The following is a 24791-nucleotide window of genomic DNA, read 5'->3' on the forward strand; positions in this document are numbered from 1 at the left end:
CAAGCGCGTTCGCGCCCGGCGGAGCCGCAGGGGGCGTATAAAGTGACTTAAGATCGCGCCCGATCATCAGGCGGATCATGGCGCTGTGCGAGATCTCGTTTCTTGCAAGTTCGCCCACCAGCCGGCCATCGCGCAACACCACCACGCGATCGGCGCATTGAATGAGTTCGTTGAGCCGGTGCGAAATGAAGATGACGCTCACGCCCGCTTCCTTGAGGCCCTTGATGACATTCATCAGCCTGGCCGTCTCGGCGAGCGTCAGGCTCGAGGTTGGCTCGTCCATGATGACGAGCCTTGAATCGAGAGACAGCGCCTTGGCGATTTCGAGTAACTGGCGTTGGGCAATGGACATGCCCGAAACCGGCGTGCCCGGTCCGAAGTCCACGCCTAGTCGGTCGAGAAAGGGCTTGACCAGGGCATGGAGCTTGCGCCGGTCAACGAGCCTCAGGGGGCCGCCATAAAGCGGCTCGCGGCCGATCAGGATGTTGGCTGCGGCATCGAGATTATCGAAGAGGTTGAGTTCCTGGTGAACGAAAGCGATGCCTGCCCGAATGGCCTCGGGAACCGTCAGGTGGGAAAGTTCCTTACCATCGACGGTGATCGAGCCCTCGCTGGGCGCCGCGACGCCGCCCAGAATATTCATCAGCGTCGATTTGCCGGCGCCGTTTTCGCCGATGATGCCGATGACCTCGCCGGGCCTGACCTCAAGCGAGAAGTCGATCAGCGCATGCACGGCGCCATAGGATTTGCTGACATGGTCGAGCACGAGGAAGGGTGCGGCCGCACCCGGCCCCGCTGGGACCGCCGTTTCGTTCATGATGCGCTCCTGCCCGCGAGAGAAAGGCGGTCCGCGCCAGCGCTGCCGGCGCGGACCGCAACTGGGGAGGGGCTTACTGGCCGCTCATGGCCTTCTGCTCCGCCGCATAGGCATCGACCGTGTCTTTGTCGACGATCTTGGTCGGGATGATGTCGAGGCCGTTGGCCGGGATCATCGACTTGTCGCCCTTGAGGTAGGCGACCATCATCTTCATGCCCTGATAGGCCCAGACGAAGGGCTGCTGCACCACGGTGCCGGCGATGCTGCCTTCCTTGACGCCGCCGAGGGTGACCGGATCACCGTCGAAGCCCACCACCGTGACCTTGCCGAGCTGGCCCGATTCCTTCAGCGCCGCGTAGATCTGCGGCGTGTTGTAGGAATAGAAGCCGACAAGGCAGGTGATGGAGGGGTCGGCCACCAGCGTGTCGGACACGTTGGACTTGGCGCGCGTCATGTCCATGTCATCGCCGCGCACGTCGACGAGGGTGATGCCGGTGCCCTTCAGACCTTCCTTGAAGCCTTGGATACGCTCCCGCGCATTGTCAGCGCCGAGCAGGCCCACGAAGCCCATGCATTTGCCGCCATTGGGCATCGCCTTCTTGGCGATTTCGGCCGCCTGCTCGCCGGCGAGGACGTTGGAGGAGCCGACATAGGCGATGCGCTTGGTCTGCGGCGCGTCGCTATCCGTGGTGAAGAGGGCGAGCTGCCCGGCGAGCTTGTCGAATTCGCCGGTCGAGTTCTTGGGGTCGACGGCCGAGACGATGATGGCCTTCACGCCGGCGGCGGCGAGGTTGTCCATCAGCTGGTTCTGGGCGGCGACGGTCGCCTGGTCGGGATATTGCAGTTCGAGCTTGTAGTCCGGCAGTTCGGACTGCGCCTTCTTCACGCCGGCGGCCGCGGCTTTCCAGAAGTCGGAGGAGCCGTTGGTGACGAAGACGAGCGTGGGTTTGGATGCGGCCTCTGCCGATACGACAGCGGAACTTCCGAGCAGCAGGCCGGCCGCAAGGGCGACCGCGATTTTCCCTGAAGACATCATGGTAAGTTCTCCCCGGTCGCCTCTTCGGGCGACTTATTTGTTTCTTTGCGCGACTTCTGTGCAGGCTTACCGCCGGTTGAAATTATCGGTCGACGCAAAAATCTTATTAATTCGGATCAATTCGTGCTGTCAACGTGGCTCTTTCGGCAAAAAACCGCGGTATTTTGCTATAACAATGCAGAATAACCATTGTTATCAGCTTGCTGTCCGATTCAAAGGCAAGCTGTCACGACCGATGACGCAGGTGCGGCACACGGCTCCGTGAGTGTCCATGGGATTGAGGGGTCATCGCGCCGGATTCGCGGGGCCGGATTCCTCCGCCGTCATCCCACAGGGCTGGCGCATGGCCGGGACTAGCGCCGGCTGCCGCGCAAGTTGAAATTGCCGACCGGAACGCAATGGATAATAAACGTATCCATTTCGCCATATGTTTCAAATAATCAACGATAGTGCAGAATAAAGACAAGCAAACTATCGGAAATCCGTCAATCGACGGTCCCCTTAATTACGGGTTATCCTTCGGCAGACCTCCTGCTTGTCTTTTATCCCGCTTGAGATGGGGCTGTGGTCGTCTCATGATACCAGGATGGTTGAATGATCTGCGCGACTTGCCATCTCCCGCCGGGGAGCGCGGCGGTACAGCCGCCTCGCTCTCCCGACGGCAGACGCCCGCGGCTGCATCCAAGATATCGTTCGGGAGGGAATATTGGACTCGACACAATCGGCGCCGGATCGGCGCTATCTCGTCTATCTCGTGGTCGTCGCCCTGGCGGGCTGGGCGCTCGCTTCCTATGACGTGAACCTGCTCGTCCTGGCTTTGCCGGACATCGCCAAAGGACTCGGCATCTCCGAAACCGGCATCGGCGTACTCGGTTTCTTCGTCTACGCGGCGCAGTTCTGCATCACGATTTTCGCGGGCTATGGCATGGACCGCTTTGGGCGCCGCCGCGTCTGGATGGTCTGTCTCGCGGGCACTGCCATCTTCACCGGCCTCACCTATTTCGTGCAGGACTTCTGGCAGCTCGTGGCAGTACGGGCGCTCGCCTCCGGCCTCGCCTATTCGGAACTCGCGGTTTCCATCACCATCGTCAACGAACAGGTGCCGGCGCGCGGGCGCGGCCTGCTCTATTCCATCGTCCAGGGCGGCTGGCCGCTTGGCGTCTTCCTCGCTTCCGGCGTCTATCTCATCTTCGGGCAGTTCGGCTGGCGCTTTGTCTTCCTGCTCGGCGTCATTCCCATCATCGCCGTGATCATCGGCCGGCTGTTCATCAAGGAATCCGAGCGGTTCGAGCATGTCCAGGCGGTGAAGCGGGCGCGCCACCGGGGCGATGAGGCGGAGCTGCAGACGCTCCTCGCGCATCATGCCGTGGCCGTCGACGAGATGGATCGCGTGACCGTGGGTCAGCTCTTCGCCAGCGCGGGCTATGTCCGGCGGCAGCTCATCTGGCTGTCGATCACCTGGGTCATCTACGGCACCAGCTACGTCGCGAGCAATTTCTACATCACCTACTGGCTGACCAAGTTCAAAGGCTTCTCCTCGGCCGGCGCCAGTACGCTGCTGCTGGTAAGCGGCGGCATCGGGTTCTTTTTCTACATCCTGGGCGGCTGGCTTGGGGAGCGCTACGGCCGGCGGGAAATCATCATCGTGACAGGCGCCCTCGTCGCTCCGCTCAGCCTGCTTTTCCTGATCGTGCAGCAGACCTGGCTCGTCGTCCTCGTCTATTTCCTGCTCTACCAGGCGACCAACGGCACCTGGTCCGGCGCGGGCTATGCCTATCAGGGCGAGAGCTTCCCGACCCGCGTGCGTGGCACGGCGGTCGGCTTCCTGAGCGCCATGCAGGTGCTCGGCTTCGTCGTCGGCACGCTGATCTGGACGTTTCTGAGCAGCACGACAACGCCGAGCATGACCTGGCTCGTGCTCGCGGTCTTTATCTCCCTCGGCCTGTGGTCGACGCTGTTTCTGCGGCGCATTCCGCCGCATCAGGAGTTGGAGGCGATCAGCCGCTAACTTCTGGCGCTGCTGGAGCCCCGGCCGAAGGGGAAGGGCGCCAGCAGCAGCCCCATGCACCAGCCGGCATAGAAGCGCGCGTCGACCCACAGTTCCGGGCCGTTGTAGAGGCGCAGCCCGGTGACATGGGAGGCGACGAGCACCCCGTCCACCACGACCGCCGCCGCGAGCCAGAGCGGTCCGGCCCAGGCGATGCTGCGGGCCGCCTGCGGAAACAACCGTTCTGTCGGCCCGCGGCGCAGCGCGCGATAGCCGAGGGCGAGGAAGGCCGTGCAGGGGATGAAGGTTGTCAGCGTATCCGACGCCGACCAGGAGAAGACCCAGGCGGCGCCCACGGGTGACAGGACGCCGAGCAGACCCATCGGCCAGACAAGACGCCGCCGCGCAGCAGCGAGCCAGGCGAGCGTTGTGAAGAAGGGCACAACCGCCCAGGAGAGGGCGATCCGCAGCCCGTTGACGAGCCCGGCATGGCGCACCGCATGCTCCTCCGCATGGAGCGCGAGGAAACTCGTGATCGCGTCATGCAGGCAGACCGAGGCGAGGCCGAAGGCGATGCCCGCGGCCGCCGCGAAAAGCGGGCTGTACTGCCGATGCCCCTCCTGCTTGCCCCCGAAGAGGAGATTGCGCGCCCGCTCCATTGCGGGTTCGATGCAGAAGGCGAGAATGAGGCCGATCATCAGCGCGGCGGCGGCGTCCGCCCAGCTGAAGTGATGGCTGACGACGCGGGCGCCGCGCCAGATGAATTCCGGGGTCGCGGCGCAGACGGCGATCCAGAGCGCGGCCGTCAGGCTATTGCCGAGGACGGCCGCCGGCCGCATGGCGGTGGCGGGGTTGGTCCGGGCCATGCGTTAGCCGCCGATCGGGCCGGCCGTCACTCCGGCCGCCAGCCTGCCTGATACATGCAGTCGCGGAAGATCGCGTCCCGGCCCTCGCTGTTCGCGTCGCTCGAGGTCTTGATGATGGCATAGTAGCGATTGCCCGACTTGGTGCAGCCGTTGGGACTGTTCTTCTCGCATTTCTTGCGTTCGGAATAGCTCGCCCCGCGCGTCGTCGAACTCTGCATCTGCGCCGGCAACTGGCCGTAGGAGACCGCCTTGCAATGGGTCTGGGCGGCATCCGCTGCCGCCTCGTCCGCACCGGGCTTCACCCAGGTCGTGCAACCGGCGAGGACCGGCAGGAGGCAGAAGGCGAGAAGCGCTCGACCGCGATGCCGCTGCGTGGCGAAGCCGTTGTCCATTCGAAAACTCCCTTGCGTTGCGGTGAGTGAGCAATAGCGGCGCGGCGAGGGGGCGCAAGGGGTTTGCTGATGGCATGGATCAGAAGTCGAGCAGATTATCGCGAAACTGCGCGTGACGGTATTCACGGCGAGCCAGGCCGCGGGCCTGCAGCGCGGGCACGAGGCCGTCCGCAATCTCGGCCATTGCGCGGCGCGTGATGGCGGGGAGGGAGATAAGGAAACCGTCGCCGCCGACCGCTTCCATGGCGGTGGCCATCTCGTCCGCGATGCGTTCCGGTCCGCCGACGAGGCGCAGTGATTTGCCGCCTTGGCTGAACGCGGCCATGGCCTGGCGCAGGCTGCGGTCGCCCGCGAAACGACGGAACTCGTCCAGCGACTGCTGGTGGCCGTTGGTGTGCAGGTCGAGCCGGCTGACCGGCGTGTCGAGATCGTAGCCGCCGAAATCGATGTTGGTGATCTTGCCGAAGAAGGCGAGCGCGCTGGAGACGTCTGCTGCCGCCTGCTCGTTGCGGCGCCGCTCTTCCGCTTCGGCCTCCGCGTCCGATGCGCCGAGGATGGGAGAAATGAGGAAGAGCACCTTGCACTGGTCCGGGTCGCGGCCGAGCGCGCGCATGCGGGCGCGGACATCGTCGCGATAGGCGCGCATGCCCTCGAAACCCTGGGACATGGCGACGATCGTATCGGCATGGCCGGCGGCGAATTGCCGCCCGCGCGGGGAGCCGCCGGCCTGGGCGATCACCGGGCGCCCCTGCGGCGCCGGGCCGGAATTCAGCGGCCCGCGACTCTTGTACCAACGCCCATCGAAATCGACGCTTCGCACCTTTGCGGGATCCACGAGGCGGCCACTCCTGAGGTCAGCCACCACCGCATCGGCGTCCCAGGAATCCCAGAGCCTGTTGACGACGGACATGTATTCCTCGGCCATCTCGTAGCGCAGGTCATGCTCGGGCATGCCGGACAGGCCGAAGTTGCGCGCCGCGAAATCGGAACTGCCGGTCACCATGTTCCAGCCGATGCGCCCACCCGAGACCTGGTCGAGGGTTGAGACGAGGCGCGCGAGGAGGAAGGGCGGGTAGGCGAAGGTGCCGAAGGTCGGGACGATTCCGATGCGGCTTGTGGCATTCGCGAGCAGCGTCGCGACGACGGACGGGTCCTGCCGGGGGACGGAAATGCCGCGCTCGAGATAGATGTCCCGCTTGCCCTCGAAACTCTCTCCGACATAGGAGGAATCCTCGATCAGCACATAGTCGAAGCAGGCGCGTTCCAGGCTGCGGGCGAGATCGATGAAAAGATCCGGCTTCTGCCAGTCCCGACCGATGGCGCCCGACCAGGGATGGTTCCAGCCGTGGACGCTGGAGCCTTCGAGGAACCAGGCGAGATGAAACGGTGCATGCGGCAAGAACATCATCCTCGGATCGCGGAAACCGCCAGCTAACGACGGCGGGGCCGGCTTCGTCCAGTCATGGAGGGGTCAATTGTCTCGACAAATCCCGAACCCGTTCATCCAGCCCGCCGGAGAAGACGATCCCTGCCGGGCGGATGGGCAGGCCCGCGGCGGCCAGCGCCTCGGCGCTCCAGGTATTGCAGGTATGGAGCAGCCCGTAGTGGCTGCTTGCCTGATAGAAGAGGCTGCCGGGAAAATTGCCTTGGGCGATGTAGCGCAGCTCCCCCGCATGGGCCGTGCCATCGGGCGCCTTGTCAAAGGCCTGCCAGAGGAAGGCCGAAAGGCGCTGGGCACCACCGGGCGGCAGCGGCAGCGTCTCGACATGACGTGCGCCATAGGCGGTGGCGGCATCGCTGCTGATGGCGCTGACCTCGATTGCGGCCGGACCCGGGAAGGGGCCGATGATCCATTCGCCGATGGTATGCGCGGGCGCGATCATGAAGGTGCGCTTGCCATAGCCGAAGACGAGCGTTCGCGCGCCGGGAAAGAGGCGGCGGACGCGGACGAGGGGGCCGCTCGCCTCCTCGGCAGGGAGGCCGATGTCGGTGTGCCAGCCATGGGTGATGAGGGAGACGGTATCTCCCGTTGGCACGGCGCTCCCGCCCGTATCCGGCGGAGGTCCCCCAAGAGGCGCCCCGCCGGACGGTGCCCCGCCTCCGCAGGCGGCGACCGCCAGCGGCAGGCAGAGCGCAAGAAGCGCGCCGCGGCCGAGACGGAGCCTGCGGCCGCGAACCTTGGCCCTCAGGGGCAGGCGGTGCCAGTGCCTGGGCCGCACTGAGTCTTCTGGCCGTTGGGCATGATGATATAGGTCTTGTTCGGCGAGGAACTGCCGCCGCCGCTCGAAGAACTACAGGCGGCAAGCGCCAGACCGAGGGCTGGCAGCAAGATAAGCGCAAGGCGCATGGCTCAAATGCTCCGGGAGAGGTCGGGACGAAGCGCGCCGAGATCGGACGGGGCGCCCGGCCAACGGCGGCGTATCTCCTTGCCTATCCGTCTCACCGGATGCGCGCAAGTACTTATAAATGCTCACGGATGATGATAGACGGAGCGGCTGCGGGGGAGCGGCGGGGGCCGCGCGCGGGCTGCGGCATTCCGGGGCTTTCCTTGCTTTAAATCAATGAGTGTTCTAACCACATTGCAGTAAGATGACGTCGCTTCTGTTGGGAGACGACCAAATGCGTATGGCTCTGACGGCTTGCGGATTGGCCCTGGCGGCGATGGTGTCGCCGGCTTCTGCGCTGACCTTGGACGCGCCGATGAGCAATAGCCTCGTCGCGCAGGTTCCGGCTGGCAACGGCCTGAGCAATGCCACGCTGCTGATCGTGCGCCATGCCGAGAAGACGGGCTATGGTCCGGGCCTGTCGTCGGCTGGGGACATGCGCGCCCAGGTCTATGCCAGCTACTTCCGCCACTTCTCCCTGGATGGCGACAAGATCCACATTGATTCTCTCGTCGCCTCGACGGATACGGAAAATAGCGCCCGCCCGCGGCTGACGCTGGAGCCGCTGAGCCTCGAGACCGGCATGGATATCAGCCAGCCCTGCCCGGACCACGCCGTCGGCCAGCTCGTTGACTGGCTGAAGGCACAGCCGGCGCATGAGACGACGCTGATCTCCTGGCACCACACCAAGATGGCGAAACTCCTCGCCGCGCTCGGGGCTGACCCGAAAGCCATCCTGCCGCATGGCCGCTGGCCGGATGATGTCTTCGACTGGGTGGTCGCGCTGAAGTTCGACGCTCAAGGTAAGCTGATCCCGTCTGCCACGCAGATCGTGCGCGAGCCGGCCGCCGTCAATGATGTCGTATGGAAGGCCATGGCCCACCCGACCATCCGGCCGTTCTATGTTCAGGAACGGCCGAACAGCGAGGATTTCACGCAGTTGGCCGAACGCTGAGGCGCCCCATCGTCGAGAGGTCGCCCCGCGAGGGGCGGCGCATCACCCGGTCATTCCTCGGCGGCGCGGACGAGTTCTTCCTCGGAGTTCCGTAGCCGTGTTTCGAGCTGAGACCGGGCGCCGGCGAAATCACCGGCCTTCAGCATCTCGCCAAAGGCCGCGTGATTGTTGATCGTCTCCGCGACGTCATCGGTGTCATAGGCGCGCACCAGCAGGATCTGACTCTCCGCCATCAGCACCTTGTAAGCGGCGGTCACGCGCTTGGAGCGGTGGATCGCGACCAGGGCGAGATGCACCGCAATATCCGCCTGGTTCATGGTCTGGCTGTCGGCGCTGAGCGGCACCGCCACGACTGCCGCGATCGCTGCCATCAGCGCCTCCATCAGCGCCGGCGGGGCGCTGCCCAGCGCATCGACGGCCGACAGTTCGATCAGCCGCCGGGCGGCATAGATGTCCCGCACATCCTCGCCTGAGAGCTTCGTCACCTCCACCCCCTTGAAGGACGCGCGGGTGAGGAGCCCTTCGGCCACCAGCAGGCTGATTGCCTCGCGCAGCGTATGGCGGGAGACGCCGAAGGCTGCCGTGAAATCCATCTCGGGAATGCGCGTGCCCGGGGGCAGGGCGCCGCGCGCAATCTCGGCCCGCAGCGCGGCCGCGATGCGCACGGGTGTCGTTTCGCGCTCCATGGCGAAGGCGAGGGGGCCCGGTCGTGCCTGGCGCGGATTGCGTGGTGCGTTCATCGGACGCAATCCGTAACGTCCCGGATGAAGCCCATGTCCTGCGTCAACACCACCATCGTCATTCAGGTCGCTATCCGTTCCCGCTTCGCCGCCAGCATCTCGCCAGGCCGCTCGGAGCCGAGTCTGCTGGTCGGATCTTCGAAAAGCATCAGCCCGGGGTCGATGGCAAGGGCTCAAATAGGACGTCAGGCAACCGAGCAGAAACGGTTCGGGCGGAAATGCTGCAGGATCGAGACTGTTTCGCCCCTGAGAACCTCGCGGGTGACCAGCCGGCCGAGCAGCGGCGAGAGGGTGACGCCGCTATGGGTGACGGCGATATAGAGACCCGGCAGCCCTTCGGCCCAGCCGCAGATGGTGTTGAGATCGCTGGGCAGCGCACGGATGCCGATGCCCGCATGCTCCAGGCGGGCACCCGCGAACAGTGGATTGAGGCGCGTGGCCTCTTCCATCAACCGGCGGGTTGCGGCCGCGGCCGCCTCGGGCGCGGGGTCGGTCGCGACCGTTCGATCCCCGGCGTCGCTCGCGAGCAGCGCGCGTCCCTCGGCGAGCGGCGACCAGTTGACGCTGGGGCTGTGCAACAGCCGCTGTGGCGCCTTCCCAGCTGGCACGACGCGGGCGAGGAGGCCGACCGCCTTGGAGCCGTGGCATTCGGGCGGAACCAGTGGCACATGAATACCGAGCGCTTCGGCGAAACCCGGGGTCCAGCGACCGAGCGCGGTGACGACGACATCGGCCGCAATCTCCCGTCCCGAAGCGAGGCGGAGACCCGAGGCGCGGCCGCCGTGCTGCAGCACGGTTAGGGCCGGGTCGTGCAGGACGAGGCTGACGCCGCTTGCGCGGGCGAAGCCCTGCAGGGCGGCGACGAACAATCCGGTATCGGCCCAGCCTTCCTCCGCGTAGAAGGCAGCGGCGGCGCCGGGCGGCAGCACCGTGCCGGGCTCACGTTCGGCGAGCCCGGCCGGGCCGAGCCACTCGGCCGCGTAGTCCATCGCGCGCAGGCGGCCGACTTTCTCGCCCAGGGCTGCGACCGCCGTGCCATCCACCGCGATTTCGATGTCGCCGGTCTTCCGGCCCCAGAAGCCCGCACCCGCGCGCACCGCGAGTGCGGCATGGTCGCGCACCGCTTCGGCATTCAGCTCGAAATACGCCAGGCTGTAGTTGACCTTGCTACTCGCGTTCAGCCAGGCGAAGCTGGTGCTGGTCGTGCCCGATCCCGGGATTTTCGACTCGACAAGCGTCACCGCCGCGCCCGCTTCGGCCAGACGCCAGGCAATATTGAGGCCGATGACGCCGGCGCCGATCACGGCGATGCGCTGCTTCTGAAACATGGGCTATCCGCCATGCATTGTTGAATTGTTGAACAATGATGGGATGGCCCTGGAGGGTCAAGGAAGACTTACGGCAGCGCGAAGCGGTAACCGACGCCGGGCTCCGTCGTGATCAGCCGGGGCGTCGCCGGGTCTTCCTCCAGCTTGTGACGCAGCTGGCCCACGAAGACGCGGAGATACTCGACATTCTCCGTATGCGCCGGGCCCCAGACGGCAGTCAGCAGCTGGCGATGGGTCACAACCTTGCCATTCGCCTCCACGAGCTGGACGAGAAGATCGTATTCCTTGGGCGAGAGGCGGACGCTCGCACCCGACCGCGTCACCACGCGGTTCACGAGATCGACCGAAATTGCGCCGGCCAGGACCGGGCTGTGCACGTCGGCCCGCTGCAAGCGGTGGCGCATGGCGACCCGGAGGCGCGCCAGCAACTCGCCCACCCCGAAGGGCTTTTCGACGTAATCGTCCGCGCCCATGTCCAGCGCCGCGATCTTCTCCGTCTCCCGATCGCGCGCCGAGAGGACGAGGATCGGTCCCTGGTAGAAGGCGCGGGCGGCGGCGAGCGCTTCCTTGCCGTCCATGTCCGGAAGGCCGAGGTCCAGCACCACCGCATCCGGCGCACGCGCGGCGATTTCGCGCAGGCCGGCTTCGCCCGTTTCCGCCGACATCGGCTCATAGCCCGCCGCATTCAACGCCGGACGCAGGAAGCGGTGAATCTGCGGCTCGTCGTCGATGACGAGGATGCGAGGGCGAAGGGCTGTCATGCGGGCGGACCGGATGAAAGTGCGGGCCTCGATGCTGATGACGATGTTGCGGGCATCCTCATAGACGGTAACCTCCACCTCGGTGTCGTCCGGACTATAGGCGATGGCGTTCTCCAGGATATTCGCCACTGCCTGTTCGAACAGCCCCTTCGAGGCGCGTCATGTGGAGCAGATTGCCAGCATAGCGGTTCAGCCGTTCGACCATCCTCGCGGATGGTGATATTGCCCTGGCGCGCATAGGTGAGGATGCAATCGACGAGGTCGTCCCCCGTCAGCATGACAGTCGAGCCGCCGGCCTGCTCCGGAAGCGAGAAGGCCTCCGCCACGCGCGCGCGCGGGCGCGGTCGGGTGGTGGGACTGCCGGCTACGAAGAGCGCCGCCACGCCAAGCGGCCCCCGCGCATCCCGCCTGTGGGTGGGGGTGAGGCCGAAGGCCACGACACAGGCGAAGCCGAGCACATTCATCTCCACCATCTCGATGAGATCGGTCACGGTGCCCGGATGTTGGAAGGGATGCGCGGAATTGGCGTTGAAGATGCGACCGCCATCGGTGCCGAGTTGCTTGATCGCCTCCTGGCTCGCCACCGGGAAGAGGGCGATGGTCTGGCGCCCGCTCTCGAGCGCTTTAACACATAGGCGTAGCCCGAAAGGGCAGCGACGCCCGCGAGGCCGATCGCGAGAGTGAAAAGATCGGACATCGCTGGGGACTTTCCGGTTCAATCGGCGGGAAGAACGAGAGTTTTCTGCGACCGAAGCTCCAGATGGATCGTGCGGCGCGCGCATAAGGAGCGCATAAAGGCCTCTTGCCTGGGCAGCCGAGGCTCAGAAACTGGTGGATCGGTAAGTTGCGACCATATGCGACCTGGTGCAGAAGTTAATGCCGCGTTTGAACGCCGGCGCTGAGGGGGCGTCCTTGTCCAGCAACCTTACCCAACCGGTTATTCTGCCGCGCCAGACGGCCCGGCCCCGCCTTTCCAGAACCCCCATCGCCTGGGCCCTCAGCCCGCTCTACCGGCTCTACGAAGCCCGACTGGAAGGCCAGATCGCTGGCGCTGCGGTGCCGCGCCATATCGGCATCGTGCTGGACGGCAACCGTCGCTTTGCCGCCCGCGCGGGCTGGGAGCAGGCGCAGGAGGCCTATCGCCTTGGCGCGCAGAAGCTGGACGAGGTCATCGCCTGGTGCCGTGGCCTCGACATTCCGGCCGTGACGCTCTGGGTCTTCTCGACCGACAATCTCGCAAGACCCTCAGCGGAGGTCGACGGGATCATGGGCGCGATCGAGGACAAGCTCCGTGCCCTCACAACTGACCCCGAATTGCATGCGCAGCGGGTTCGGGTGCGCGCGATCGGCCGGCTGGACCAACTGCCCGAGCGCACCCAGGCGATCATCCGCCGTGCCGAGGAGGCGACGGCGGGCTATGACGGCATGGCGCTGCACATCGCCATCGCCTATGGCGGGCGGGAGGAGATTGCCGATGCCGTGCGCGGCATGCTGGGCGCCGCCGCGCAGGAGGGCATGACGTTGGAGGAAGCGGCGGAAGCGGTGACGCCGGAGCGGATCGCGCGCCATCTTTATCTCGCCGATGCGCCGGAACCCGATCTCATCATTCGCACGAGCGGCGAGATCCGGCTTTCGGGTTTCCTTCTCTGGCAGAGTGCGCGCAGCGAATTCTATTTCTCGGACGTGCTGTGGCCGGCCTTCCGCCGGGTCGACTTCCTGCGCGCCGTGCGCGCCTTCCAGCAACGCCACCGCCGCTTCGGGCGTTGAGAGGCACCCCGCCCCTGCCGTTTGCAGGGCGATCATCCTCGTTGCACGATGAGATCAACCTGTGCCAGGATGAAGCCCGTCCGCCCATTCAGGGCGGGAATGGTTGTTCATGCACATCGTCCGACGAGGGTCGATCCTAGCGATTTTCCTGTTCGGTCTCGCGGGCTGCACGGTGCAGCTCGCGCCTGATTACGATGCCGGACTGATCGAGGGGATCAACAAGGCCAATGCGGATACCTTGGTTCTTTTTGTGTCCCTCCAGAAGGGTGTGACGCCGCAAAGCTTTCCCGATTTCGAAACACGCTACGATGCGGCAATCGGTTCCTTCTCGGCGCTACGGACCCAGGCAGAAGCGCGCTTTGTGCCACCTCTCAGCCAGGCCTTCGTGCGCAGGATCAAGGCAACGGCGATCGGTGCCAATTCAAGCTTCGGGGAGATCTGCCAAGAGGATACCGACTGCATCAACCCGACGCCCAAGATGCTCGATTCCATCATCGGCACGCTCACCGAAGTTGAAGCGGTCCACAAGAGAAAAGGATTTCCAGCAGCCTCAGCCGTGATCGCGGGGACATGCGGCGTGGGGGAGACGGCGCAAGCCGCGAGCATCGGGGTCATGCAATACGAATGCAGTTATCTCCACGATGTCGAAGAGGCCCTGTTCGTGGAAACCTCGTTGAAGCGTGAGTGAGCGGGCGGAGGCGGAGATGGCAAGCGATTTGACCACCCTCGGCGCTGATATCGTCGCTGCATTGCAGGGCGTATTGGCTGGCGCCTATGGCAAGGTGCAGGGGCAGGCGGAGAAGGAAGCGCATTACTTCGAAGCCCAGGCGGCGATGATGGCCAAGGCGCGCATCAGTGGGGAATATGACCAGGAGCAGTTCGATTGGTTTCTGGCCAAGCTGCAACAACAGGCACAGAATTTTTGTCGCCTTCTTTGTGCGCAGACTATCTTGACCATCGAAGAAGCCTGGAACGCCGTCGTCGGCGTGATCTGGAAGGCGATCGGCGGCGCGCTGTCGGCGGCGGGTCTCGGCGGTCTCGTCGTGCCGGGCGCACCTACCGCATAGCGCAACCGCGGGCCAGCCGGCAAAGGGCGGGGATTTGACGGACCGCATATATCTGACCTAAGTCAGAGAAATGTCGCCCGATCCCATTGCCCGTGTCCGCCGTTTCAACCGCGCCGTCACCTCCGCCGTCGGCGCACTCGACCATTCCTTCCTTCGCCGCGGCCGGCCGCTGGGGGCGGCGCGTGTGCTCAACGCCATCGGGCAGGGGCGGCGCGAGATTGCCGAAATCCGAACCTATCTCGACCTCGATTCAGGCCTGCTCAGCCGGCTGCTGCGCAGCCTCGAACAGGAGAAGCTGATCGTGGTCGGGACCGCGCCTGACGATGCGCGGCGCCGCGTGGCACGGCTGACGCCGGCGGGCGAGGCCGAGTTTCGCGCTTATGAGCGGCTGTCCGACCGGCAAGCCAAGGGCATCCTCGCCCGCCATGCCCGGCCGGAGCGGTTGCTGGCGGCGATGGATCTGATTGCAGCCGCCCTCGGCCAGGACCGTATCGAGATCGAACAGACGGACCCGCGCGGCGTCCTCGCCAAGTATTGCTTGGGCGAATATTATGCCGAACTCGCCCGTCGTTTCGAGCGCGGGTTCGACGTGTCACTCTCCCGCGATCCGGAGGCGACGGCGATGATGCCGCCGCGTGGCGCCTTTCTGCTCGCCAAGCTGGATGGTGCCGCCATCGGCTGCGTCGGCCTCAAAGGCACAGACGGAGGCTATGCGGAGATCAAGCGCCTGTGGGTTGCCCCCGCCGCGCGCGGCCTCGGTCTCGCACATAGGCTGATGGCGGCGGCGGAGGAGGAAGCGCGCAGGCTTGGCATCGAGACCTTGCGGCTCGATACCAACAGCGCCCTTCCCGAAGCGGTCGCCCTCTATCGCGGCACCGGCTGGACGGAGGTTCCGCGTTTCAACGACGATCCTTATCCGGACACATTTTTTGAGAAGAGGCTGTAACGTGGCGAGGAGGTTTTGGACACAACCGGCCTGTGCCGCCGACCGCCGGAGAATGGCTTGCGATCCGGTGCTCCCCCGCGAGCCGGTCACGGGGGAGCGTGGCGGTTAGAGGTTCGGACGACGGCTACCCAAGCCTCCGCGACGCTCAAGCATGGCGCCGAGACGCAGGATGGTATCCTCGTCGAGCCAGCGTGCGACAAGCTGGATGCCGATCGGCAGACCTTCTGAAGAGAACCCATACGGCACCGACAGAGCAGGCAGGCCGGTCAGGTTGAACGGCGAGGTCGCGGTCATGACGTGGGTCCATGGCACCGTCACGCCGTTGACGACGAGTTCCTGCGCACCATGCGGCGTCGCGGTCATCGGATTCACCGGGCAGAGCAGCACGTCATACTTTTGGAAGAATCCGGCAAACGAGGACCGGAGTGCCTCGGCCTGCGCCAGCGCCCCGTTGAAATCGGTAAAGGAGGGATCCGACATCCCCAGGATACCGGCGCCGACCGTATGCAGGTCAGCCTCGCGGCCCGTCGCGAGCGCCTTCACGGAAGGCACGATCTCGCCGAAAACGAGGGTCATGAGCGCTGCCAGCGGATTGCCGAGGAACGGCAGACGCACCTCTTCCACCACGCAGCCGAGATTTTCGAGCTGGGCCGCAGCGGCGGCGACGGCGGCGGTGATCTCGGGGTCAACCGGCCCGAAGGCTGCATCCGTGACCCAGCCGATGCGGAGCGGTTGGCCGGGAACCCTGCCATGGTCGGCCACCCCGTCCCGGCTATGAACGGCGTAGCCATCGAACCCGTCCGGTCCCTTCAGAATTGCGTAGCCGAGGGCGACGTCTCCGACCGTGCGGGCCATCGCGCCGACATGCCACCAGCGCGACGTCACGGCCGGGTAGTGACCGGTATAGGGAACGCGACCATGCGTGGCCTTCAGTGCGGCGATGCCGGTGAATGCCGCGGGACCGCGAACCGAAATCGCGACGTCGCTGCCGATACCAATCGGCGACAGACCTGCCGCGATCGCCGCCGATTCACCGCCGGACGAGCCGCCCGGCGTACGCTCGAGATTCCAGGGATTGTTGGTGCGGCCGGTGACGAGATTGTCGGTTTCCGTCCAGGTGGAGAACTCGGGCAGGTTGGTCTTCATCAGCGGGATGCCGCCAGCCGCCTTGAAGCGCGCGACAGCCGTGGCGTCCTTGTCCGGAATATTACCCGCGAACAGCTTGGAGCCGCGCTGGGTCAGGACGCCCGCCGTGTCCAAGGCGTCCTTGATCGAGAACGGCACACCATGGAGCGGGCCCAGTGCCGCGCCCTTCGCCACGGCTTTGTCGGCCGCATCGGCTGCCTGCAACGCGGCCTCGCCCATCAGGGTCACGACAGCGTTGATCTTCGGGTTGACCGCGGCGGTGCGGTCCAGATGTGCCTGAACGACCTCGCGGGAGGATAGCTGGCTGGTGCGGATGAGTTCTGCGAGGGTCGTCGCATCCAGATAGTGGATGGGGCCCATGTCCTTCGTCGGCGTGCTGGCCATGATTCTGCTCCTTGCCGGATCCATGCATCTACCTGACGGCAGGTAGATAGGCCGGTTGCGGTGCGTTAGGCCTTTCTTTCTGGCCCGTCAACGCCTATCTGTCGTCAGGTAAAAACGGAGGCGATGCGGTGACGGGCCACGAGACGAAAGAGAAGATTATGGAAGCGGGGCGTCTTACGGTGCAGGCCCATGGCTATATGGGCCTGAGCTTTCGTGAACTCGCGAAGGATGTCGGCATCAAGACCGCGAGCATCCACTACTATTTCCCGACCAAAGGCGCATTGGGCGGCGCTCTGGCCGAGCGCTATACCCGCGACTTCTCGGACTATCTGGAGGGCCTGCTCGAGTCAGGCCTCGACCCGACAACCTGCATCGCCAAATACACCGATGTCTTCCGCAATACCCTGTTGAACGAGAATCGAATGTGCCTCGGCGGAATTATGGCTGCGGAGCACGAGGAACTGCCCGTCGAGGTTCAGGTCGAGGTGGTCAAATTCTCGGAAATGAACGCGCGATGGCTTGCGAAGGCGCTTTCCCGCCTGGACAGTGATGGCCCGACTTCCGAGGACATCACCAATCGAGCTTTGGCGATTTTCGCCGCGATTCAAGGCGCCCAGCTCGTCGCGCGAGGGCGTGATGATGTTTCGGCCTATGACAGGATCGTCTCTGCCTACCGAACCACAGGGTTGTTGCCTTAGCCTACCCGCTGCGTCCTCAGGCTTTGGTATTCCCACCATCCGATGCCGTGAGGAGACAACGCGCCAGCGCGCTTGCCCCGTCATCCAAGACATCGTCCTGTTCAAACGGGGGAGGCTCTTCGTCTGCTCTCAGTAAGGCGGTGTCTTGTGGGCCTTCTGCGCACGGGCCGCGTTGGTCCACCACGCGAGATCATCGGCGAAACGGGGAAAGGCGTGGCCGAGCGACTCCCCGGCATGTCCGGTCGGCTTGCCTTCGGCATCGAGCGTCGCGGCGATGGGGCCGACGGTGAGCGTCGAGGAGATCACCACCATGCCCATTTCCGAGAGCGTGCCGTGCCAGGCGAAACTGGCGCGCGCCCCCGACAGACGGCCGGCCGAGTAGCTCGCGATCGCCGCCGGACGCCAGAACCATTCCTCGAGGAAATGGTCGGTGAGGTTCTTGAGTCCAGGCTGCAGGCCCCAATTGTATTCGCCGGTCACGAACAGAAAGGCATCCGCTGTGCGGATCTTCTCGGCCAGGGTCTCCAACACCTCGGGTGCCTCGCCCTGCGGATATTCCTTGTACATGCGGTCGAGCATCGGCAGGTCCAAGGCTTTCGCGTCGATCAGTTCGACATCGTTGCCGCGGGCCGCGAGTTCGCGGACGAGATAATCCGCAAGGCGGATGCCCATCCGGTCGCGCCGGTAGGAGCCATAGAAGACGAGAATCCGGTCTGCCATCGGCGTGGTCCCTCGCTGCTGCCGAGGTCTAGGTATCAGCCGACGGGAGCCGGGGCCAGCCCCGCAGGCCCCGCGTCATCGCGGGGCGAGCTGGTCGCAGGTTTCAAGCGCCTGGGCCGCATACGCCCTCGGCACGGGGCCGAAGGATCGGCCGGGGCAGGAAACGCCGCCATGATCCGCGGCAATCCTTCGGCCGGTGCCGCCGACCCGTGACGGTTCGAACGGGCACGGGGTTGTTTCCGCAGGAGAAAAAGGCCAGCCTGGGGAGGAGATGGGCGATGGCCGCGTTCCGCACGAAACGCCCCTTGGATGAAAAGGTGCGGCAGCCCGGGTTGCGGTGCCTTCATGACGTGAAGGAGACCGAACCGGATGACCGAAGACCCTCTTCCCAATGCTGCCGTTCAGGACGAGCACCCTTCGGTTGAAACCTCCACCACGCCGCCCAAGGCGCCGCCCGTGGAGCGCGAGGCCGACATTCCGCGCATGGGCCTGCTGCCGCTTGCAGCCCTGGCACTCATTGTCGGAGTCATCACAGGATTCGGGGCGGTGGTCTTTCGGGGCCTGATCGGCCTTGTGCACAATGTGCTGTTCCTGGGCCATTTCTCCTTCGCCTATAATGCGAGCGTCTTCACGCCCGAAAGCCCCTGGGGGATCTTCGTCATCCTTGTCCCCGTCATCGGCGGGCTCGGCGTCACCTGGATCGTGTCCAACTTCGCGCCTGAGGCCAAGGGTCATGGCGTGCCGGAGGTGATGGACGCGATCTATTACAATGCGGGGCGCATCCGCCCGGTGGTGGCCCTGGTCAAATCCATCGCCTCCGCGCTCGCCATCGGCAGCGGGGCGGCGGTGGGGCGCGAGGGGCCGATCATCCAGATTGGCTCGGCGCTGGGCTCCAGCCTCGGCCAGATCATCCGCATGCAGCCCGGCCAGCGCATCACGCTCGTCGCGGCCGGGGCCGGGGCCGGTATTGCGGCGACCTTTAACACGCCGATCGGCGGCGTGCTGTTCGCGACCGAACTCATGCTGCCCGAGATCAGCGTGAACACCTTCCTGCCCGTGGCGGTCGCGACCGGCACGGCGACTTTCATCGGCCGCCTGTTCTTCGGCTCCGAGCCCGCCTTCAGCGTGCCAATCAACCTCGCGGCTCTGCCCAACAGTCCGAGCAGCGCGCTGACCCTGGTGCTCTATGCCATTCTCGGCGGCGTCGTGGGTGTGGCGGCCGCCGGCTTCGTGCGCGGCCTCCACTGGATCGAGGACGGGTTCGACCGTATCCCCGGCCGCTACACGCGCCACATCATCGGCATGCTCATCGTCGGCATCATGATGTATCTCTTCTACCAGGGCGCCGGGCATTACTTCATCGAGGGCGTGGGTTATTCCACCATCCAGGCGACGCTCTACGCCCAGATCACAGCGGCCGGCTTCCTGCTGCTGCTGTTCGCGGCAAAAATGCTGGCGACCTCGATCAGCCTCGGGTCCGGCTCCTCGGGCGGGGTCTTCTCGCCCTCGCTCTATATGGGTGCGACCCTCGGGGCGGCTTTCGCCTCCATCGTCACGATCATTCTGCCGCATGCGCCGGTCAGCCTGCCGGCCTTCGCCATGGTTGGCATGGGGGCGATGGTCGGCGGCGGCACCGGGGCCGCGATGACGGCGGTCACCATGATCTTCGAGATGACGCGGGATTATAACATCGTCCTGCCGATGATCCTGGCGGTGGCGGTTGCTCTCGGTGTGCGGCGCCTGCTCTCACGCGAGAACATCTACACGCTCAAGCTCGTGCGGCGCGGCCATCCCATCCCCAAGGCGCTGCATGCGAACATGTTCCTGGTGCGGCGCGCCGGGGTGATGATGGCGCGGGACGTGCTGGTGCTGGACGAAGCCACCTCCTATGCGAGCTTCCGCCAGATGGCGGCAGCGCATGGCGGGCTGCAGCATGTCGTCGTCACGCGCGGCGGCGAGATCGTCGGCACTGTCATGGTCGATGAAGAATTGCGCCAGGCGCTGGCCGCGACCACCTCCGCCCTGCCGCTCAGTACGCTCGCCCAGCCCGGCTTCACCATCGTCCATGAGGAGGACGTGGCTTTCGACGTGATCCGGAAACTGTCGCGGAGCGGCGCGAGCATGGCGATTGTGGTGAGTCCGGCCGGGGAGGGCGGCCCGCAGCGGGTGCTCGGCGTCATAACCAAGGACGCGGTGGCCGATGCCGTCGCCGACAGCGTGCGGATGTATCCGGGCTGACCGCGGGCGGCCGGCAGGCTGCGCTTACCCGAGAAAGGGCAGGGGCAGACCGAAGATCTGGGCGAGCAGCACCACATTGAGGAAGAGAATGATGACGGCGCCCAGGATCGCCCCGATATCCATCATTCGCCCATTGGCGAAACTGCCCATCAGCTGACGGTTCCGGGTGAAGAGGACCAGGGCGATCATCGGGATCGGCAGCGCGAAGGACAGCACTACCTGGCTCAGCACCAGGGCATGGGTGGGGTCGGCGCCGAGCCCGATGACGATAAAGGCCGGCACCATGGTCAGCAGGCGGCGCAGCCAGATCGGGATGCGGAAACCCACGAACCCCTGCATGATCATCTGCCCCGCCATGGTGCCCACGGCCGAGCTGGAAATGCCCGACGCCATCAAGGAGATCAGGAAGATCGCGGCGGCGGCCCCGCCCAGCAGCGGGGTCAGCGTGTGATAGGCGGTCTCGATATCGGCGACCTCGCTATGCCCGGCATGGAAGGCGGCCGAGGCCATCATCACCATGGCCATGTTCACGGCACCGGCGATCGCGAGGGCGATGATCACTTCCCGGTTCGAGAAGCGCAGCAGCATCTGCCGATCCGCAGCGTTGCGTGCCCCGGCACGATTCTGGGTGAGCCCCGAATGGAGATAGAGCGCATGGGGCATTACGGTCGCGCCGATGATGCCGACCGAGATGGTGAGCGCTGCCGCGTCCGGCATGGCGGGCAGGACAGTGTGCAGCGCCGCCTGGCCCCAGTTGACGGGGGCGATGAACATTTCCAGCAGATAGCAGAGGGCGATGACCGCGGTGAGCGTGCCGATGACGATCTCGATCGGGCGGAAGCCCCGGCCGGCCGCGACCAGGATGGCGTAGGTGATGATGGCGGTCACGACCATGCCGGCCATCAGCGGCATGTGGAAGAGAAGGGCGAGGCCGATGGCGCCGCCCAGGAATTCCGCGAGGTCCGTTGCCATGGCGGCAATCTCGCTCACGATCCACATTCCGATGACGACCGGCTTCGGAAAGCTGTCGCGGCAGAGTTCGGCGAGGTTGCGGCCGGTGACGATGCCGAGCTTGGCCGAAAGCGCCTGGAACAGCATGGCGATGAGGTTGGCCATGAGCACGACCCAGAGCAGGGCATAGCCGTAGCGGGCGCCGGCCTGAATGTTGGTCGCGAAATTGCCGGGGTCGATATAGGCGATGGAGGCGATGACGGCCGGCCCCGCAAACAGCAGCGGCGAGCGCCAGCGGCTGCCCCTGCCGTCCAGCACCAGCCTGATCTCTTCCGTGGTCCGGTCACTGAGCGACGGACGCGCGAGCTGCATCTCCATTGGTCCCTCTATCGAGCGCATGCTAGAGAATGTAGCCTATGGCACAGGATGGTCAACTGGCAGCGATGTGACGAGTCTGCTAAAGAAGTCGCGAGGCGTGCGGCCGGCAGGCGGCACCCTCACGCCGGAAGAGGATGGACGGGCCGTTGCAGGAGAGGATGACCGAGCGCGAGGCCGAGGCGGCCGAGGCCGCGGAGGAGACCGCCTTTGAGAAGCGCCATCGCCTTGCGCGGGCGCAGCGCTCCACCGCGCTCACCGAGGATTACGTGGAGCTGATCTCCGACCTCATGGCGCTGCATGGCGAGGTGCGCGTGACCGAGATTGCCCGGCGCCTCGGCGTCTCGCATCCCACGGCGGTCAAGAGCGTCGCCCGCCTGAAGCGGGACGGCTATGTTACCTCACGCCCTTATCGTGGCATCTTCCTGACCGAGGAGGGCGGGGCGCTGGCGGATCGGGTGCGCGCCCGGCATCAACTCGTGGTTCAGCTTCTCGTTGAAGTGGGCGTTGCGCGCGAGGATGCCGAGGGCGATGCCGAGGGTATCGAGCACCATGTGTCGGACCGCACGCTCGCCGCCTTCGAACGCTTCCTCGCCCGCCGCAAACCGGGCCGGGGCGACTGACGGCCTGCCGCCCGGCACTGCCGGGCCCAAGACCCTGCGCGCGCCGGCGCGCTGCCCTGCGACCGTCGGCGGCCGCACTGGTCACCCAGGTCGGCGGCTCAGCGGCGGAAAGCGCCCGCTCGGAACCGGATAATCCTCGTCCGGTTGCGCTGTCACGGTGCGGATCACCGTTTCGGCCGCCGCCAGCGCTTCCTTGCCGTCGAGCACGGAAAACACCGTGTCATACTGGCACTCCTCGTCATGATCCAACCAGATGAGTTCGCCACGTTCCTCGGCGAAGCGCCGGCCGAGCACATGGTTGGTTGCGGGTTCTATGCCGAGCGTATAATAGCCGGCGCGCAGATTCTGCCATTGGAAGTGACAGGGAAATTGCGCCGCCCGCGTCTCCAGCATGAAGCCGAGGCCGAGCCTGTCGTTCAGAAGCGCCACACGCACACGGCCTTCGCCATCGGGCTGCATCGCATGCTGCCAGACTTGCTCGCGAAACGGATATTGCGGCTCCGGCAGCGTACGGTAGCCGATACCCTGCCGGGTGTAGTCCGCGCCGGCATGGGCCGCCCAGAGCGTTTCCACAACCGGCGCCACGTAGCGGGCACCGCTGTCCAGCAGCGGATAGCCGAGATTGACGTGGTAGAGATACATATGGGGCGTCGGGGTGAAGCTGCGGTTGACCACGCGATCATGGATACGGATCTCGTCGCTGCCGACATCGACTTCGATGCGGCGAACGAGCTGCAGGGTCTCGGCGAAAAGCCCTGCCTGAATAACGGTGCCTTCGCACCAGAGGATGCAGTCATCCTCCTCCCACCGCTCCCCATAGCCGGTGAGGCGGGCGGGCAGCATGCTGATACGCCCGTGCAGTGTGGTCGTGATGCGCGGGCGGCCAGGATAGTCGAAATGCGCCGCCGATGTTTCGTCACCGCTCAGAATCTGGTCGAGCCCGCAGGTGACGAGCAGGCCCGAGGCCGCACGCAGCCAGCCCAGCCCGTCCTCGGCCTCCGCATCCGCCAGATGCGGATGCGGGAAACCGCCCGGGGCCTGCCAGCCGATGGCGCGGCCACGATGCTCGCATTCCCCGATATCGAAGCCGCGATCGACCATCACGGTGAAGCGCAGACCCGAACCGGAGCGAAATTCCAGCATTCGCTGCCCGCGTTCGTGGCCGTCACCGAGCGTGACGAGCCGTACCCCCGCGACCGCCGCGAGCGTGCCGAGGCGGGCGGCGACCTCCCGCCGTGTCAGGCTTTCTCCGAACAGCATTACCATTTGGGCAGACCTCGGACCGTCATGGAAGTTCGTCCTGAAGCGTCACCCAGCTGGCGCGCTGGGCCAGAATTTGCCGCCACAAGGGCTCCATATCTTCCATGGGAATGAAGGGCAGCGCGGACATGTCGCGGGGGAAGCCATGGACCGCATTGCCAATCGCGGTAAGCGACGCTTCAAGAATGGCCTGTCCTTCCTCTACCGTGGCTTCCGCCACATCGGGATTTTGCGCGAAGCGGCCGAGCGGGTCAGTTACGGTGCGCGAGGCGCGCTCTATCGCCACCAGATCCGGGCGGATGGCGAGCAGTTGTGAGAGTTCATAGCGCCCCGCATGATCGCCACGAAACTGGCCGAGCACGAGTTCGGGGTCGCTCCGCACGAAATGGGCGATGGGAAAAGTCTCCGCAAAAGTTTCGGCGACCATGCGCAGATCCCGCTGGCTGCCATTGTGCCCGGAGATGACGACGACACCGCGAAAGCCCGCATTGGCGAAGGCGCGGAACTGATAGAGCAAGGTTTCGAGGACGAGATGCGGCGGCAGTGCGGCCAGCAGCGGATTCACCTCGCCCATGACCTCACGTAGCCAGGGCGCATGGTAGCCGGCCTCATGCACATGCCAGGTCGTGCTGGGCGCGACGATGCCGCCGAAGCGGCGGGCTGATTCAGCGGCGAGATACTCGGCCTTGATGGTGTCGAGCCCGAAGGGCGCGACATGGCCGTGCGGCTCACACAGGCCCATGGGCAAATAGACGACGGCCAGCGCATCGCGCCGCGCGATGAACTCCGCCGGCTTCAGTTCCGCCCAGGTCACACGCTCGCCCGCGGTCACGGGAGTCTGCCGAAATGCTTGACGTTATTGAAGTTCTTGATGAAGCGGTGGCGTGTCATCAGCAGCTGAAAGACTTCGTCCTTGAGCCGCGGCTCATCCATCACCGCGATATTTGCTTCAGCGAACTCGGGCACGTGCATGGAGGTGATGGCGGTGGTGACCTGCGGATCATGCAAGACGAATTTGATGGCGAGGGCCGCGAGGGAGGAAGCGTTGGCAGGAACGAGGCGACGCAGCGCATCCACCTTGTCGATATAGGCGCCGCGTGGAACGGTCGCGTCAAAATAGTCGCGCCTGAAGTCGCCTTCCGGGAATTCCGCACCGGCGGTCAGAAAGCCGGTCAGGCCGCCCTCGTCAAGGATGCAGCGGGCGATGACCGCAACCCGATTGTGAGCGCAGACGGGGACGAGCACTTCGAGCGCCGTCGGATCGAAGATGTTGATGATGGTCTGCACAGAGTCGATGAGCCCGCTCATGACGATGGGCAGCACCATGTCCGATCGATGATCGGGCACCGA

Annotated in this window: 25 protein-coding genes; 9 read left to right on the forward strand and 16 right to left on the reverse strand. The window is 65.4% G+C overall.

Annotated features, from left to right (window positions below; genetic code table 11):
* Window positions 1–817: ATP-binding cassette domain-containing protein (locus tag VL752_RS01055; protein ID WP_325351874.1), on the reverse strand; the 817-nt coding region annotated here is incomplete at its 3' end.
* A gap of 73 nt (window positions 818–890) precedes the next feature.
* The gene (locus VL752_RS01060; RefSeq protein WP_325351875.1) at window positions 891–1853 is read right to left on the reverse strand and encodes a sugar-binding protein; all 963 of its coding nucleotides are present in this window, start codon (window positions 1851–1853) and stop codon (window positions 891–893) included.
* Between the two features lie 706 nt (window positions 1854–2559).
* Between VL752_RS01060 and VL752_RS01065 the strand changes: the two genes are divergently transcribed.
* Window positions 2560–3861: an MFS transporter gene (locus tag VL752_RS01065; RefSeq protein WP_325351876.1), complete on the forward strand. Its 1302-nt coding sequence runs from the start codon at window positions 2560–2562 to the stop codon at window positions 3859–3861.
* Here the strand turns inward: VL752_RS01065 and VL752_RS01070 are convergent.
* The 4 genes from VL752_RS01070 to VL752_RS01085 form a co-directional block, all read right to left on the reverse strand.
* Window positions 3858–4706 carry a hypothetical protein gene (locus tag VL752_RS01070; protein ID WP_325351877.1) on the reverse strand — a complete coding sequence of 283 codons (849 nt, stop codon included), beginning with the start codon at window positions 4704–4706 and terminating at the stop codon, window positions 3858–3860. The two genes, VL752_RS01065 and VL752_RS01070, sit on opposite strands and share 4 nt — an antisense overlap.
* A 26-nt stretch (window positions 4707–4732) precedes the next feature.
* The gene (locus tag VL752_RS01075; protein ID WP_325351878.1) at window positions 4733–5098 is read right to left on the reverse strand and encodes a hypothetical protein; all 366 of its coding nucleotides are present in this window, start codon (window positions 5096–5098) and stop codon (window positions 4733–4735) included.
* A gap of 79 nt (window positions 5099–5177) precedes the next feature.
* Window positions 5178–6497, reverse strand: a complete 1320-nt coding sequence (locus VL752_RS01080) for an NtaA/DmoA family FMN-dependent monooxygenase (protein ID WP_325351879.1) — start codon at window positions 6495–6497, stop codon at window positions 5178–5180.
* 61 nt (window positions 6498–6558) lie between these two features.
* On the reverse strand, window positions 6559–7134 hold the full coding sequence (locus VL752_RS01085) for a DUF2459 domain-containing protein (RefSeq protein ID WP_325351880.1): 576 nt from the start codon (window positions 7132–7134) through the stop codon (window positions 6559–6561).
* 610 nt (window positions 7135–7744) lie between these two features.
* Here VL752_RS01085 and VL752_RS01090 point away from each other — a divergent pair.
* Window positions 7745–8437, forward strand: coding sequence for a hypothetical protein (locus VL752_RS01090; protein WP_325351881.1), 693 nt, complete (start codon window positions 7745–7747; stop codon window positions 8435–8437).
* A 50-nt stretch (window positions 8438–8487) separates the two neighbouring features.
* On the opposite strand, the gene VL752_RS01095 is transcribed toward VL752_RS01090, so the two are convergent.
* The 4 genes from VL752_RS01095 to VL752_RS01110 form a co-directional block, all read right to left on the reverse strand.
* Window positions 8488–9177 (reverse strand): GntR family transcriptional regulator, encoded by a 690-nt coding sequence (locus VL752_RS01095; protein ID WP_325351882.1) that lies wholly within the window; start codon window positions 9175–9177, stop codon window positions 8488–8490.
* A 185-nt stretch (window positions 9178–9362) separates the two neighbouring features.
* Entirely contained in the window at window positions 9363–10505 is a 1143-nt protein-coding gene (locus VL752_RS01100; RefSeq protein ID WP_325351883.1) for an NAD(P)/FAD-dependent oxidoreductase, read from the reverse strand.
* A 68-nt stretch (window positions 10506–10573) separates the two neighbouring features.
* The gene (locus VL752_RS01105; RefSeq protein WP_325351897.1) at window positions 10574–11266 is read right to left on the reverse strand and encodes a response regulator; all 693 of its coding nucleotides are present in this window, start codon (window positions 11264–11266) and stop codon (window positions 10574–10576) included.
* The gene (locus tag VL752_RS01110; RefSeq protein WP_408863038.1) at window positions 11263–12048 is read right to left on the reverse strand and encodes a potassium-transporting ATPase subunit KdpA; all 786 of its coding nucleotides are present in this window, start codon (window positions 12046–12048) and stop codon (window positions 11263–11265) included. Before VL752_RS01110 ends, VL752_RS01105 begins: the two co-directional genes overlap by 4 nt.
* A gap of 130 nt (window positions 12049–12178) precedes the next feature.
* On the opposite strand from VL752_RS01110, the gene uppS reads away from it, so the two are divergent.
* The 4 genes from uppS (at window position 12179) to VL752_RS01130 (ending at window position 15046) form a co-directional block, all read left to right on the forward strand.
* On the forward strand, window positions 12179–13033 hold the full coding sequence (gene uppS / locus VL752_RS01115) for a polyprenyl diphosphate synthase (RefSeq protein ID WP_325351884.1): 855 nt from the start codon (window positions 12179–12181) through the stop codon (window positions 13031–13033).
* 109 nt (window positions 13034–13142) lie between these two features.
* Entirely contained in the window at window positions 13143–13721 is a 579-nt protein-coding gene (locus VL752_RS01120; RefSeq protein WP_325351885.1) for a hypothetical protein, read from the forward strand.
* 16 nt (window positions 13722–13737) lie between these two features.
* A complete protein-coding gene (locus tag VL752_RS01125; RefSeq protein WP_325351886.1) occupies window positions 13738–14100 on the forward strand; it encodes a hypothetical protein in 363 nt (120 codons plus the stop codon).
* Window positions 14101–14170: 70 nt separating this feature from the next.
* Window positions 14171–15046, forward strand: a complete 876-nt coding sequence (locus VL752_RS01130; protein WP_325351887.1) for a GNAT family N-acetyltransferase — start codon at window positions 14171–14173, stop codon at window positions 15044–15046.
* A 105-nt stretch (window positions 15047–15151) separates the two neighbouring features.
* Here VL752_RS01130 and VL752_RS01135 read toward each other — a convergent pair whose 3' ends face one another.
* Window positions 15152–16576 (reverse strand): amidase, encoded by a 1425-nt coding sequence (locus tag VL752_RS01135; protein ID WP_325351888.1) that lies wholly within the window; start codon window positions 16574–16576, stop codon window positions 15152–15154.
* 128 nt (window positions 16577–16704) lie between these two features.
* Between VL752_RS01135 and VL752_RS01140 the strand changes: the two genes are divergently transcribed.
* Entirely contained in the window at window positions 16705–17274 is a 570-nt protein-coding gene (locus tag VL752_RS01140; RefSeq protein WP_325351889.1) for a TetR/AcrR family transcriptional regulator, read from the forward strand.
* Between the two features lie 129 nt (window positions 17275–17403).
* Here VL752_RS01140 and VL752_RS01145 read toward each other — a convergent pair whose 3' ends face one another.
* Complete coding sequence (locus VL752_RS01145; RefSeq protein WP_325351890.1) at window positions 17404–17994, reverse strand: NADPH-dependent FMN reductase; 591 nt, start codon at window positions 17992–17994, stop codon at window positions 17404–17406.
* Window positions 17995–18363: 369 nt separating this feature from the next.
* Here VL752_RS01145 and VL752_RS01150 point away from each other — a divergent pair, with 369 nt between their 5' ends.
* Window positions 18364–20232 carry a chloride channel protein gene (locus VL752_RS01150; protein WP_325351891.1) on the forward strand — a complete coding sequence of 623 codons (1869 nt, stop codon included), beginning with the start codon at window positions 18364–18366 and terminating at the stop codon, window positions 20230–20232.
* Window positions 20233–20256: 24 nt separating this feature from the next.
* Here the strand turns inward: VL752_RS01150 and VL752_RS01155 are convergent, their stop codons facing one another.
* Complete coding sequence (locus tag VL752_RS01155; protein ID WP_325351892.1) at window positions 20257–21561, reverse strand: Nramp family divalent metal transporter; 1305 nt, start codon at window positions 21559–21561, stop codon at window positions 20257–20259.
* Window positions 21562–21719: 158 nt separating this feature from the next.
* On the opposite strand from VL752_RS01155, the gene mntR reads away from it, so the two are divergent.
* Window positions 21720–22181, forward strand: coding sequence for a manganese-binding transcriptional regulator MntR (mntR, locus tag VL752_RS01160; protein WP_325351893.1), 462 nt, complete (start codon window positions 21720–21722; stop codon window positions 22179–22181).
* 81 nt (window positions 22182–22262) lie between these two features.
* Here the strand turns inward: mntR and VL752_RS01165 are convergent, their stop codons facing one another.
* From VL752_RS01165 to VL752_RS01175, 3 genes are all read right to left on the reverse strand, one after another.
* Window positions 22263–23447, reverse strand: coding sequence for an aldose 1-epimerase family protein (locus VL752_RS01165; RefSeq protein WP_325351894.1), 1185 nt, complete (start codon window positions 23445–23447; stop codon window positions 22263–22265).
* 19 nt (window positions 23448–23466) lie between these two features.
* Entirely contained in the window at window positions 23467–24273 is an 807-nt protein-coding gene (locus VL752_RS01170) for a creatininase family protein (protein WP_325351895.1), read from the reverse strand.
* Window positions 24270–24791, reverse strand: a 522-nt coding sequence (locus VL752_RS01175; RefSeq protein ID WP_325351896.1) for an aldo/keto reductase, incomplete at its 5' end; no start/stop codon positions are given. The genes VL752_RS01170 and VL752_RS01175, both read right to left, overlap by 4 nt.

The sequence above is a fragment of the Acidisoma sp. genome (assembly GCF_035492295.1).
GTDB lineage: Bacteria > Pseudomonadota > Alphaproteobacteria > Acetobacterales > Acetobacteraceae > Acidisoma.